Below are 14,115 nucleotides of genomic sequence, written 5' to 3'. Positions count from 1 at the left end.
GTCTACTAGCACTGCCCTACTCACACCTTTGTTATTAGGGCAGTTTTTAGATGTGTCAACGGGCAAAACCAGCGATTTTTTTAGCTCTATCGATACCGTCGCTATCATATTTGCAATAGTGCTCGTAGCACAAGCTACTTTCTCATTTTTTAGGGTACTATTGTTTGTACGAGTAAGCGAAAACGCCATGAAAGACATGCGTATTATGGCTTATAGCAAAATCATTAGCTTATCGGTAGCATTTTTTGAAAAAAAGCGGGTGGGAGAGCTCACCAGTCGCCTTACTTCTGATGTGGGGCAATTGCAAGAAGTGATGTCGTTTACCTTTGCCGAATTTTTTCGCCAAATAGGTACTTTAGTCATTGGGGTAGGCTTCTTGTTTTATTTTTCTACTCGCTTGGCGGTACTCATGATCCTTACCTTTCCAGTATTGGTATTTGCTGCGATATTTTTTGGCAGATTTATCAGAAAGCTGTCTAAAAAAGCCCAAGATGAACTCGCCAACGCCAATACGGTAGTGGAAGAAACTTTTCAATCTATCAGGGCTGTCAAGGCGTTTACCAACGAAGTTTTTGAGGTAAAACGCTACGACCAAGCGTTGCAAAAAGTAGTAAAAAATGCCATGAAAGCGGGGGCTTACCGGGCGGGGTTCAATGCCTTTGTCATTCTTGCCTTGTTTGGAGGTATTATCTTGGTGGTGTGGTATGGCGCCCACTTGGTAGACCAAAATCTAATGAGTGTAGGCGATCTTACTTCGTTTGCTTTTTATACTGTATTTATTGGCAGTGCTTTGGGTGGTCTAAGCAACTTATACGGACAAATTCAACGGGCAGTAGGTTCCTCAGAGCGTATTCTTGAAATTCTTGAAGAAGAGACAGAGATAGACCTGCCCCAGCTCACCACACAAACAAGTGCACCTATCTTGAATATTCAGGGCAATATTTCTTTCAAAGATGTACACTTTTCTTACCCCACCCGAAGCGATGTTACGGTGCTGAAGCAGATCAACTTTGAAGTAAAGGCTGGGCAAAAAGTAGCACTGGTAGGCTATAGTGGCGGAGGTAAATCTACCATTGTACAACTGCTGTTTAGGTATTATGACGCCACTCAAGGTACCATCCAGATTGATGGAAAAAATGTTGATACTTATGATATTTCGGCATTACGCCAACACATAGGCATAGTACCTCAGGAAGTTATCTTGTTTGGAGGCACTATTAAAGAAAATATTTTGTACGGGCGTCCTGATGCTAACGAGGAGGAGGTACGCAAAGCTGCTGAACAAGCCAATGCCTGGAGATTTATTGAAGGTTTTCCTGATCGGCTGGAAACTGTAGTAGGCGAACGTGGAGTAAAGCTATCGGGCGGACAACGACAACGTATTGCCATTGCCCGTGCGATACTAAAAAACCCAGAGATTTTGGTGCTTGACGAAGCTACAAGTTCGCTGGATGCAGACTCAGAGCATTTGGTACAGGAAGCACTCAATGAATTGATGCAGAACCGTACTACTATTATCATTGCCCACCGCTTGTCTACTATCCGTTCGGTTGACACTATTTATGTGCTCAGTGAAGGTAACATTGTAGAGGCTGGTTCACATGATGAACTGGTGAACTACGAAAATGGAGTATACAACAACTTAGTAAAGCTACAGTTTGAGGCTTCGAATGGAGTTTCTTAGTTGAAAATAGAGGTTTTTGACGATTCAGGCATAAAGCCCTAAAATGCAACACCGTAGAGGATACAATATATAGCCTTGCTTTTAGCCCCACTAAAAGCAAGGCAACCTAAGGCTTTCAAAATGTTCAAGCTGAGCCAAAATTGCTGGCATATCAGAACGAAAACAACCTGGTCTCTCCAACAAATAACTTGTGATCAATCAAGTCAGCACATACCTGTTCATTCGTCAAGATGTAAAATTTTAACACAACTTGGCAAGCTATTTTTTTTCTCTCTGCCTAAGATTAAATAATTTTGGCTTTTAGAGCCTCCACCAACTTAGTTATTCTATTTAACTAAGTGAGGCATTTACTCCTTAATACACACCATTTTTATGGATTTAAATACATTGACCGCCATTTCGCCTATAGATGGGCGTTACCGCAATAAAGCGATAGAGTTGGCTCACTACTTTTCTGAGTATGGGTTGATCCGTTATCGGGTATTGGTAGAGGTAGAATACTTTATTGCTTTGTGTGAATTGCCTTTGCCTCAATTGAGCAATTTTGACCAGGCTTTGTTCCCTGCTTTGCGTAAAATATACGAAGAGTTTACCATTGAAAACGCTCAGCAAATCAAGGAAATAGAAAAAACCACCAATCACGACATCAAGGCGGTAGAGTATTTTATCAAACAACAGTTCGAAGCACTGGACATTGCTCAATATCAAGAGTTTGTTCATTTTGGGCTTACCTCACAAGACATTAATAATACGTCTATTCCTTTGCTCTTAAAAGACGCCATTGAAGAAGTAATTGTACCTGCTTGGGCACAACTACGTGACCGCATTGAAGAACTTGCCAAAAACTGGGAGCGTGTGTCTATGTTGGCACGTACTCATGGGCAACCTGCCTCACCTACCCGCCTGGGCAAAGAGCTGATGGTCTTTGTAAACCGTCTTGATCATCAATTAAACTTGCTGAATACGCTCAATCACGCTGCAAAATTTGGTGGAGCAACTGGCAACTTCAACGCCCACCAGGTTGCTTACCCTGATACTCAATGGGTAGATTTTGCCAACAAATTTGTGGGTTCGCTAGGGTTGGAACGGAGTCAGGTAACTACCCAAATAGAGCACTATGACTATATGGCGGCTTGGATGGACAACTTTAAGCGTTTGAACACCATACTAATAGACTTCAACCGTGATGTGTGGCAGTATATATCTATGAATTATTTCACCCAAAAAATAAAAGCGGGTGAAGTTGGATCATCAGCCATGCCACACAAAGTAAACCCGATTGATTTTGAAAATTCAGAAGGTAATTTAGGCATTGCCAATGCTATTTTCACTCACTTATCCGAAAAACTACCCATTTCACGTTTGCAACGCGACTTGACTGACTCTACCGTATTACGCAACCTGGGTACTCCATTAGGCCATACTGTGATTGCCCTCAAAGCTACACTCAAGGGTTTAAGCAAGTTGCAGCTCAACAAAACAGTCATAGATCAAGACCTGGAAGCTAATTGGGCAGTAGTAGCAGAGGCTATCCAAACTATCTTGCGACGCGAAGGCTACCCTAAACCTTATGAAGCGTTAAAAACATTGACTCGCACCAATGAAAAAATCACCTCCCACTCTATCAAAATATTTGTGGAACAGCTAGATGTGTCAGACAATGTAAAAAGCGAACTAAGTCAGATAACTCCATTTAATTATACAGGAGTATAGGCAATCACTTGATCTAAAACACGAAGTCATCTCGACTTTTTTTATGAGTCATCAAACCACCATTTTGACTCCTGAACTCCTCAGTCTACAAAAGCAAGACTGGGCACTTTCAGCCTAAAAGTTGAGACGACTTCTTTATCAAAAAAAAGCCTGGTGATTGGTCAGGTGTTTTTTTATTTGGTAAACCTCATAAATATTTGCTATATTTGTTTAATCTGTTTTAAAGATTATAACTAATTACAACAACCAACCCTAATTTATGTTTGCAATAGCATAAAAGTGTTAGCGGTTTTTCCACTAACACCCCACTTCTACACATTCCAATGAAAGGCTTTATACCAAAAGCCTCAAGCTTTTCTATTGCGTTTATTTATATCATTTCAAACGTCTAATTATCAGATAATTCACTGGTGAACAGTGTTATTATTTACGCTATATGCCTTGTATGCATATTATTACAGGCATTATATGAAGCTTGTCATCGCAGTGTTAAACAAATACTAACTGCTGAGAGAAGCTATTTTATAAAAAAATATTACCACGTTGAAATCAACTTTCACACTCGAACAATTAGGTTGGAACAATCATTTGATGCAACATTTCACCAACTCCGAAGCACAAGGTTTCGAAGCAGGTAGAGTTGCCATAGAAAATAAAAATAATTATACAATTTTCAGTAGTCAGGGAGAACTTAAAGGAGAGATTTCGGGTAGACTACAATATACGGCTCACTCTGAGGCAGATTTGCCCAAGGTAGGCGACTGGGTGAGCATGCAGGTATTTGACCAGCAGGCCATTATCCATGGGGTATTGCCTCGCTCTACTGTATTTACACGCAATGCTGCCGGAAAACGCAATCAGGCTCAAGTAATTGCAGCCAATATAGATTATTTATTGATTGTACAAAGCGCTGACCAAAACTATAATTTACGTCGTTTAGAACGTTATTTAGTTATGGCAGCCGAAGGAGGCATTGCTCCTGTAGTAGTATTGAGCAAGGTTGACCTGGCCACTGACTGGCAACAAAAAATGGAAGAGTTGCAATCATTTGATGCTGACTTACCAGTGATATCTGTAAGTAATACTTCAGCCATAGGCTATAAAGCTTTGAGCCAATGGATAAAACCAGGTAAAACTTTGGCAGTAGTAGGCTCATCAGGCGTAGGTAAATCCACTTTGATTAATCACTTGTTAGACACACCACAACAGGCAACCCAAACAGTGCGTGATAAAGATGACAAGGGCAAACACACCACTACACGCCGCGAAATGTTTATTACCCAAAATGGAAGTATTTTGATTGATACACCTGGCATGAGGGAACTGCAACTATGGGAAAGTAAACAAGGCATAGGGCAGGTCTTTACTGATGTGGAGGTACTTGCTCAAGATTGTCACTTTGGAGATTGTAGCCATACCAACGAGATTAAGTGTGCTGTGTTGGCAGCTTTAGATAGTGGCGAATTGTCTGAAGAGCGGTACCAAAGTTACTTGAAACTACAAAAAGAAGCTGATTACCTGGAATCCAGTGCTGATTTTTTGCGTAAAAAAGATGCTCGGATGAAGATGATACAGAAGGCTTACCGCCAACACAAAAAGAACAACCCAAAACGCTAACTAAACCCTATCAGGTGCAGTAGTTATTGCTGCGCCTGATACTAAAACAGCAATTACGGTTTTTTGATAAATATTACTAAGCTAAAGACCATGCTAAAAAAATTACGAAATTACTGGAACAAAATGACTCTCCCTATTGACGAAGGGCAAGAAGCACCCGTGTTGCCTTTGAAGGGGGTAAAGGGTTCTTCCCTTGTCCCAAATAAAGAGGATCAGGATTCACCACGCGTTGAGATTGACTTAGATGGGTTGAAAAAACTAAAAATAATGGTAGACTCTGGCGACGAAGTAAATATTTCGCTGGCGTTTCAGCTAATCAAAGGCTTGCATCTCACAAGCCTTGACTTAGACTTTTTAATTAAAGATAGAGATAAGCGGGATTTTATATGTTTTAGAAATGGCTACCTTACCCCTTTTGCCGATCTGAACGTACTGGATTTTGGGCGCTGGAAACAAAAAATAACTACCATACCCATCGAAATAGCAGAGTTAGTGTTGCTTAAACGCATTATTTTACCAGGACATCATTTACAAACCTTACCTGCCGAAATCAAGCATTTATGCCAGCTCGAATGGCTCAACTTATATGACAATAAGATAGATCATTTGCCCGAAGAAATAGGTGAGTTACGAGGTTTAAGGTGGCTGTTTTTGCGTGACAATTACCTAAAAACAATGCCTCCTAGCATAGGTAAGTTAAAAGGCCTTATTCGCCTCAACTTAAGTAATAACCACCTTACCAGCTTACCCGATGAGGTAGGCAGCTTGCCCCTACTGGATGAACTTAACTTAAATAACAATCGCTTAACAGAGTTGCCCGAATCGATCAAACACCTGAAAAAGCTCACTCGGTTATATGTCAAAGACAACCCTATTTCTTTTAAACAAAGGGGTGAACTTAGGTTTTTGCTACCGCATACCAAAATATTTTTTTAAGGGCTGTTTACCTAAGCAAGTACTGTAAGCGTCGCAGTGAACTTTGGTTTCGAAGCTCCCATATTGTGCGCTTGATATTTTCTTTTTGTTTTTGCGTCAAGCGCAAACTAAGCGGTGCACGTTCAGTAATAATGATTTTAAAAGGATTAGCTTTACGTCGACCTTTTTTTACTTGTGCTTCTTTTTCTTTGATCTCTTTTAGGCTTTTAGATATGGGTACATACTGAAACTCAATTCGATTGATAGATCCGTTGAACCAACTGCGGGCAAACTCTACCAAATTGTCGTTGTGAATATCTTGTGAGTACTCCCAGTTATACAATACACTCCCCAGAGGAGTGGTTAAACGTTGAAAAAACGATTGCTCCAGGCTGGTTTCTATAGGTTTGTCTTTTTGAGTATCACGTATAGATACAAATATTACCCCCGAAGTATTTTCAGCAATCCAATCTTTAAATACATACAAAAAACGAACAGCATTGTCTACTCCAAAGTTATCAGACAAGCCTGCGTCTATAATTTCCATTGCCGGGTTACTTGGCAACTTGACATTAGGGGTGATATACGGAAAAGAAGCACTCATTCGTAAGGCAGTCAAAAATCTTAAATTGTTGGAACCTTGTTTATCAAAAAAGCGCAAAAACTCAATTCCCTTGGCTTTTTGGTTCAAAAAACGACGCTGATAAATACTGGGCACAGTCATATATGATACGTTCAAAGGGGATATGAATAGTTTACGACCATCATTCATAATAGTAGGTGCCAAAATCATCATAGGAATTTGCGCCAGCAACTCAGGTTCTTTATAGTCGCACAGAGGTTTATCTAGTATGTTATTGGTATTCTTGTTGAGCTGTTGTTCAAAGGCATATCCTCGATCTTTGTGGTATTGGTAATTGCCAAACTTGAACTTGCCTTTGACAAAAAACAAATCATTTACCACCAAGCTAAACATCAATGCATTCAAGTTATCTTTGGCTATATTATCCAGGTATTTTGGGTCGTATACATCAATGTTTCCCCCACTTAGCTTATCTCTCAAATACAATTCTCTGAAATAGCTTGCACCAATCAAGCCTCCTGAAGCACCCGACATAAGCATTGTGTGTTCCATTAAACGCCCGTTAAGTGTACTATCTACAATTTGCAACGTACGCATTGTCCAAACTGATGCTCTCAAGCCTCCACCACTTGTACATAGGAAAATCATTTTGGGTTTTTTGGAGAATTTTTTACGCCAGTTTTCCAAAGCAATTTTAGTGATATTTACATCTTGACTATAGTTTCTATCATTGCTTAGATTTTTGATCCGCCTAAGATTGTAAGGAGCTTTGGTAGTGTTGTAGTTGAGTCCATAAGCTTCATAATCAGTCAATAAGATTCCTTCTTTCATCAAAAAATTCAGTACCATCAACAAGCAAAAGGTAATGGTAACTGTCCAGCCCCTTAACCAATACGACAATGCCCCTATAACCATAATGGCAATGGTAAAAAGCAACACCAGGCTAGCACCCGCTGGAATCTGGAAAAACTGATGGTCGCGAAAAGCACCTACAACAAATACCAGTGTAAGAATAATAAACTGGATAATGACACCATTTCTGAAATTCTGATTAAATACTCGCTCGTGGCGACGGTACGAAAAGTTGATTTTTTCTTTGTCTAGCCTGGTAGGTACAAAAAAGTTATTGAGGTAATAATCTACTTTAAACTTGCTGCGCTTGGTTTCATAAAATCGCTCTAGCACATTTACTCTCACCATACGGGTACGGCTTAGGCTTTTATTAAGCTGAGAAGCAAATAACTTGAAAAAATCTTTGTTGGTGCTGGCCGAATAAATGTAAATACCGCTGGCCGAAATGACGAAACCTGTCACCAAACCACCAAAACGAACCCATAGTTCTTCGTTTGACATACGTTGTGCCAACTGGTATTGAATAAGGTGAATAAGGTAAATGCCAGTAAACAAAAATGGAATAGTGCTGTTGTTAATTAAAAACTTGGTAAATGGGCGAGGCAACCCTCCTAAAAAGTTGAACTTTTGGCTATCTAGTATATAAGAGGTAATTTGGTAAGAAAGGGTAAATATTCCGAGGGTAATGCCTACAATAAAAAAACTCCAGAAGTTAACTTTATCGAGATACTCAGGCTCTAAAAACAACGAAGGCAAACCCACTGCTGACCCAAACTGCTCGGTAACAATGACCATAAGTAATAGCCAAAAAATGAGCAATAATTGGTTTTTCTTAATATTAAGAATAAACAATTGTACTGGAAACGAGTATACCAATCCATTGATAAACTTACGTAAGATATTCATCATACATTGGCAGGGGTTTGTGTGGGTATTATTGAATAATTAGTCGCCTTTTGTAACTGCGAATTGGCAAGTTATCTTATTATAATCAAACCCTCAAGGCTTTATAAAAGTTTTGGTCAATGAAAGGATATTCAAAAATGTCACATAAAATACCTTGTTAAAAAATGATCCTACTGTAGCGAATCATAGTAGGCAATGATTTTTACCAAGTCATCAACTTTGGCAAAATAAAGCTTATTTTTTTTTGCATAAGCTTTTACTTCAGTTTGCTTATCTGTCAATGCCTTAAGTATGGCTTTTTTCCTTCGCTTGATTTTAAACGTAGTACCTCCTTTACTCAAATAATACCTTACTTTGCGCTGTATACGTTCATTACGCGAACCTATTCCCAACGTCTTCATTTCATTGCCTTTTTGCACATAGGTAGTGGTATATTTCAACAATGATGCTTTTTTACCCTTATATAGCACTTCAAAAAAACCAGTCAAAGGTTTTTCAGTTTTATAATCAGCGCATCGCTCAAAGTACAAAGGTTTCTTTGTTTCTTTATGGATAAACTCAAACTTTTTCAGGTATTGCTCCCCTATTATCTTTATAATTTGCTGCTTATCGTTAGGCACCAATCCATTTCTTACTTTCATTTCTACGTGTTGGTTCCCTAAATCATACCTTATTGGGTAATCATTGAAAGCTTTGACTTTACCTTCGTGTATTACGGCTAGTTTGCCCTTGCTCCACTCCTTTTGAAAATAATAAGTACCATACAGTTGTTTCACTCGGTTATCAAACATTGTCAGCTCGTCAATGTTCCTTGAGTAAGGTCACCTACCCGCTGAGCTTGCACAGCCCCAACGCTGCATAGTAATAGGATTAGGCTTATGTAATTTTTTTTCATTATATCAATATTTATTACTGAACAAAAAAAAATCACCTTATTACAAATTGAATAAGGTGATTTATTAAAGTTAATAACTTTATTAATTATTTAGTACCACCAAATGCTTTTACTTTCTCAAAAAGTCCAAGACCTGTAGGGGTACTACTATTTGACTGGTCCTCTACAATTGGGTAGATAAAACGACCAGGCAATGTAGTTCCGGTAGTGGGAGTAAGACCAATGGCATTGTTAGTACGACGCACGTCGTTAAACACCTCAATCTGTCCTACTAAAGTACAGTAACGCTCTCTGATGATTTCACTCAACAACGCAGCGTTAGTAGCCACCTCAATATCAGTAGCAATATAGGCAGTATAAGTACCAGTGGTATATTTAGCCGCCAAAGCAGCACGTACATTGTTCAGTGCAGTAAGAGCTGCGGCATCATTGCCCTGACGAGCATTGGCTTCTGCCAAAATCAATTGGTTTTCTTCGTAAGTAACCAACGGGAATGAAGCACTGGCGCCAAATATTGTACTAGTAGTAGTGTTTATATCATTACTATTAGAAAAAACATCAGCGTAACGGGCAGACTCATTGGTCTTGGTGTTGTTTTTTGCTCCACCTGTTTTAATCAAAGCTTCTAAAAATGAACCAGTCGCTCCATAGTCACCAGCTCTTTGGTTGGTTAAAAAGTCCCAATATAGGTTGGCATCTTTTAACGTAGTTCCCGCATGAGGAGCCATCAAGTTGTTAGCCACTGCCGAAATACCACTAGAGGCAGAAGTAATCACAGAAGCATAGTCATTATTAGACGTAGCCAAATGCAATTGGAAACGTGCTTTTAAGGTATTGGCTGCCGCAATCCAGTTGGCTGCTTGAGTTGCTGCAGTATTATAGAATATATCACCAGCAGTAGCTCCACCAGCACCCAAATCAGCGATTCCTTCGTTCAAAAGAGCAATTACCCCAGGATACACTACAGTTACCTGATCGTCATACTTAGGGTTTGGAAACTTTTCTAAGTCATCCGCTTCTGTAAATGGAATATCTCCATACAAAGAAGTGAGGGTACCGAAAGTCCACGCCTTCATTATTTTTGCAATACCAGCCAACACTTTATCACCAGCCAGGTTTGCCTTCTCAATCACAATGTTTGCCTGGTGAATAATTTCCTGGTACTCTATGCCCCACTGAAAGTTTTGGTTAGTCAGGCCATACCCATCATAAGTTCTATGCTGGCGATCAAGACCACGAAAATGTTGGGTAAACATATTGGCGTAACGGGCATCATCACCCTCTTGCACAGAAATAGTGGCAGTTTGAACATGCGTCAAAATAGCAGATGCTGGTGCATCTGTTGCTGCATTAGGGCTTACCAACGCATCATCCGTATTTATCCAGTTGTTGCAACTTGTAAGTGAAGAAACTACGAATAATGAAAGAAATATATATTTGAATATTTTCATAATTCAATATTAAGTTATCGTTAATTCAACCATTGAGCAGAAAGAGGTAAAGTAACCTTCGCCTCCCTCATACTCTGTATGAATTAATAAGTGATTTTGATAGAAAATAAGAAAGAACGAGTAGCAGGGTTATTAAAGTAATCTAAACCTAGTCCATTTACCGCCGATCCTGAAAGGTTAGTATCAGGATCAATACCAGTGTAGTCAGTCCACAAGAACAAGTTACGACCAGTTACTGTAAACTGAACGCTTTGCAAGCCTGTAAACGTACGGAACCCTTCGCTATTGAGGTTATAAGAAAGAGAAAGCTCTCTTAAACGAGTCCAGGTAGCGTCTTCTATAAACTGCTCATCTGCACCACCAAAACCACCACCAAGGGTTGTATACCATGACTCATCCAGTAAAACGGTTCCCGCACCAAAATCAGCTCTTGAACCACGGAAAGTAACCGAACCATCTGCATTACGGTTAGCAGAGGGGTAATCTCCATTTGCAATCAACTGGTCTACTGTAGAACCCGAATAAGTTTTCAAACTAGCCGCTTCAGCAGCAGTCAAAGTAACGGTAGTAGCAGTAGCTTCAGGACGACCAAATACATTCAAAGCACCTCTGGTTCCATTCCAAATATCTCCACCTGCACTGTGATCAAAAAACGCGCGTAAAGTAAAGTTTTTGTAGCTTACGCTAGTTCCAAACCCAACACGGAATTGCGCATTAGGATCCCCTATAACACTTGACTCGGTAGCAAGTGTTGGGAAACCATCACCATCTAATATTAATGATCCATCGTCATTTTTATCCCAAACAGCTCCAAAAAGAGTTCCTAACTGTTGTCCAACAATAGCATTCGATGAAGTACTGGTAAAACCAGCTAAGAAAATGCGGTTGGTTCCCTGCAAACTTTTCACATTGTTAATGTTTCGTGAGTAATTCGCATTTACAGACCACGACCAATCTTTAGTTTTGATGATATCACCACTTACCTCAAGTTCTAAACCTCTGTTCTCTATTTCAGCCGCATTGGCATTTCTAAATAAGAAACCAGTAGTAGGTGATAAGTTGATTGCTTGAATAACATCAACCGTGTTGTTCATATAATAAGTTACACCAGCACTTACCCGATTCTTTAAGAAACGTGCATCCAACCCAAACTCTATCTCTGTTTTGATCTCAGGTTTAAGTATAGCAGGAGCAGTATTACCTTGTCGAGAACCACCACCATAAACAGCTGGGTCAAGAAAACTTCCCCATCCGGCATCACCCACGGCTATATTATCAATAAACACGGCGCGGTCGGTATAAGCACCAGCCGCACGTCCTACTTGCCCCCAGGCGGCACGAATCTTACCAAAGGTAAAGATGTCGTTTTTAGGCAATAGCTTGCTAAATTGGAAAGCCACGTCTACACTTGGGTAGAAGAAACCTTCGCTCATAGTAGAGAAATCTTCATAACGTCCACTTGTATTCAAGAATACCAAGTCATAGAACGAAAAGCTTGCCTGATAGTAGTAACCCACATTACGCACCACACTAAACGTAGATATTGGCGTACGTCCACTAGCACTACTGTTAGCCAAGATAGGAGGAGCCAATGTATTTACAAAGTTGGTGGCAGTAGAGCTGTTTTGAGAAAACTTACGCTCGTTTGCTCCTATACCTACAAGAATTGTAGACGAAATATTATCATTGATTTTAAAACTTGACCTGGCAATCAAATCAGAGTTAAACTGCGTGTTGCGTATGTTGTTCAAAGCATAAGACCCCCCAGAAGCTTGAGCAGAAATAAATGGGAAAAAGTCTCCACGAATATCAGAGTAATGGTCCATTCCTATACGCCAGGTCAGGTTTAACCAAGGCAAAGGATCTGCGCCAAATTCTAACGAACCAATAAAACGGTCTACTGCGTTGTCACCCAAGATGTTATTTACAATCCAAAGAGGGTTATCGTATACAGAGTTTGGTGTGCTGTTGAAGTTTCTACTTCCTACTGGGTTACGATACGCACGTTGTAAATTTGGGTAAGGCGTATTATTTACGTCATAGTAGGTTCCAGAGTAACCTCTCATATCAAAATCAGCAGGAGTTCTTAAACCTCCTAACAAGATTCCAGAAACGTTAGAACCACGCTGAACCCGACTTGACTCAATGTGAGAGTAATTGGCTTTAGCAGCAATTGTAAAATATTTACCTAAATAGCGCGTACTGTTCAAACGTCCCGTTGTTCTACGGTAGCTACTATTCCCTTTGATAATGCCTTCTTGACGAGTATCAGAAAAACTTATGTAGAGATTTCCTTTTTCGTTGGCACTACTTACACTAATATCATTGTTTAATGTGATACCTGTTTGAAACAAGTTCTCATAAACATCAAATGTTTCACGGCTTCTTTTACCTCCCCAAGGTTCAGTAGCAGTACCACTAGGGATTCTGTAATAAGTTTTGCCATCGTTTGCTTCAAAGCGACCCGCATAATTAGGATCGTTAGGATCAGTAATAAAAGTATTAGCCCCACCTGGACGAGCTGCAATTCTATCTCCCCAACTACCCGCTGTTCCAAAAGTACCTGTTTCCTGAAAACGACCACCAACTCCTTGACCATAAGAGGTTTGAAGAGGCACCTTACGGTTTAGTCGGTCAATAGCAATGCTAGAGTTAAGTACAACAGTAAACCCTTTTTTACTTGCTTTACCACTTTTAGTAGTAATCAACACAACCCCGTTCAATGCACGTGCACCATACAAGGCAGCAGCAGCAGCACCTTTCAATACTTCCATAGAAGCAATGTCATTAGGGTTGATATCGTTCAAACGACTTTGCTGAGCAACCCCTGCAGTACCACCAGCACCAGAACCTGCCTGGTCGGTGTTATTGTACATTGGAATACCATCAATTACGATCAAAGGTTGATTTGAACCACTGATAGAGTTAGCCCCACGAATTCTGATAGTAGCACCAGCTCCAGGGTCACTACCACTGTTTGAAATAATTTGTACACCAGCAGCTTTACCAGCCAATTGGTTCAACAGTTGAGGCTCACCAGAGCTGATCAGGTCTTTAGTAGCTACCTGGCTCACAGAAGTACCTGTTTGGTCTTTATTTTGTTCTAAACCAAGTGCAGTAACTACTACTTCGTTCAATGAACCTTCCTCAGCCAATTTAACAGTCCCTAAGTCAGTCTGTCCTGATATTAACTTTATTTCTCTGTTTTGGTAACCCACAAAAGAGAAAATAAGTGTAGCTCCTTTAGAAGCTGAAAGCGTAAACTTACCGTTTACGTCAGTGGCAGCACCGTTTGAGGTACCCTTTTCGATCACATTTACACCTGGTAATCCATCTCCATTATTATCTGTTACAGTTCCTGAAACAGTAATCTGTGAAAAGGCGTAAGTTGTTAATCCCACCAAGAAAAGTAGAGTGAGTAAAAATTTACTTTTCATAAGTAATTACTTAATTTGTTTTACCATAATACACTTTGAGTGAACTAGAATGATGCTCAGCA

8 protein-coding genes are annotated in these 14,115 nt (G+C 39.9%); 4 read left to right on the top strand and 4 right to left on the bottom strand.

Annotated features, from left to right (window positions below):
- From M23134_RS05140 to M23134_RS37545, 4 genes are all read left to right on the top strand, one after another.
- A partial coding sequence (locus tag M23134_RS05140) for an ABC transporter ATP-binding protein (protein WP_045113023.1) occupies positions 1-1,684 on the top strand: 1,684 nt, incomplete at its 5' end.
- Between the two features lie 372 nt (positions 1,685-2,056).
- The gene (purB, locus tag M23134_RS05135; protein ID WP_002694367.1) at positions 2,057-3,397 is read left to right on the top strand and encodes an adenylosuccinate lyase; all 1,341 of its coding nucleotides are present in this window, start codon (positions 2,057-2,059) and stop codon (positions 3,395-3,397) included.
- Positions 3,398-3,940: 543 nt separating this feature from the next.
- The gene (gene rsgA / locus M23134_RS05130) at positions 3,941-5,014 is read left to right on the top strand and encodes a ribosome small subunit-dependent GTPase A (protein ID WP_002694366.1); all 1,074 of its coding nucleotides are present in this window, start codon (positions 3,941-3,943) and stop codon (positions 5,012-5,014) included.
- A 90-nt stretch (positions 5,015-5,104) separates the two neighbouring features.
- Positions 5,105-5,950, top strand: a complete 846-nt coding sequence (locus tag M23134_RS37545) for a leucine-rich repeat domain-containing protein (protein WP_002694364.1) — start codon at positions 5,105-5,107, stop codon at positions 5,948-5,950.
- Positions 5,951-5,957: 7 nt separating this feature from the next.
- Here the strand turns inward: M23134_RS37545 and M23134_RS05120 are convergent, their stop codons facing one another.
- The 4 genes from M23134_RS05120 to M23134_RS05105 form a co-directional block, all read right to left on the bottom strand.
- On the bottom strand, positions 5,958-8,273 hold the full coding sequence (locus M23134_RS05120) for a patatin-like phospholipase family protein (RefSeq protein ID WP_002694363.1): 2,316 nt from the start codon (positions 8,271-8,273) through the stop codon (positions 5,958-5,960).
- Positions 8,274-8,440: 167 nt separating this feature from the next.
- Complete coding sequence (locus tag M23134_RS05115) at positions 8,441-9,061, bottom strand: hypothetical protein (protein WP_002694362.1); 621 nt, start codon at positions 9,059-9,061, stop codon at positions 8,441-8,443.
- Between the two features lie 190 nt (positions 9,062-9,251).
- Positions 9,252-10,616 carry a SusD/RagB family nutrient-binding outer membrane lipoprotein gene (locus tag M23134_RS05110; RefSeq protein WP_075163991.1) on the bottom strand — a complete coding sequence of 455 codons (1,365 nt, stop codon included), beginning with the start codon at positions 10,614-10,616 and terminating at the stop codon, positions 9,252-9,254.
- Between the two features lie 83 nt (positions 10,617-10,699).
- Entirely contained in the window at positions 10,700-14,053 is a 3,354-nt protein-coding gene (locus M23134_RS05105) for a SusC/RagA family TonB-linked outer membrane protein (RefSeq protein ID WP_045113020.1), read from the bottom strand.
- Positions 14,054-14,115: the final 62 nt, after the last annotated feature.

Source organism: Microscilla marina ATCC 23134, assembly GCF_000169175.1.
In the GTDB taxonomy this organism is placed as follows: domain Bacteria; phylum Bacteroidota; class Bacteroidia; order Cytophagales; family Microscillaceae; genus Microscilla; species Microscilla marina.
The sequence above is the reverse complement of the archived record's forward strand: the minus strand, read 5'-3'. Positions and strand labels throughout refer to the sequence as shown.

What these genes read in the sequence shown, in the direction of transcription:
- M23134_RS37545 (WP_002694364.1), top strand. Translation starts at nt 5,105, where the DNA reads ATGCTAAAAAAATTACGAAATTACTGGAACAAAATGACTCTCCCTATT.
- M23134_RS05115 (WP_002694362.1), bottom strand. Translation starts at nt 9,061, where the DNA reads ATGTTTGATAACCGAGTGAAACAACTGTATGGTACTTATTATTTTCAA.
- M23134_RS05110 (WP_075163991.1), bottom strand. Translation starts at nt 10,616, where the DNA reads ATGAAAATATTCAAATATATATTTCTTTCATTATTCGTAGTTTCTTCA.
- purB (WP_002694367.1), top strand. Translation starts at nt 2,057, where the DNA reads ATGGATTTAAATACATTGACCGCCATTTCGCCTATAGATGGGCGTTAC.
- M23134_RS05120 (WP_002694363.1), bottom strand. Translation starts at nt 8,273, where the DNA reads ATGATGAATATCTTACGTAAGTTTATCAATGGATTGGTATACTCGTTT.
- M23134_RS05105 (WP_045113020.1), bottom strand. Translation starts at nt 14,053, where the DNA reads ATGAAAAGTAAATTTTTACTCACTCTACTTTTCTTGGTGGGATTAACA.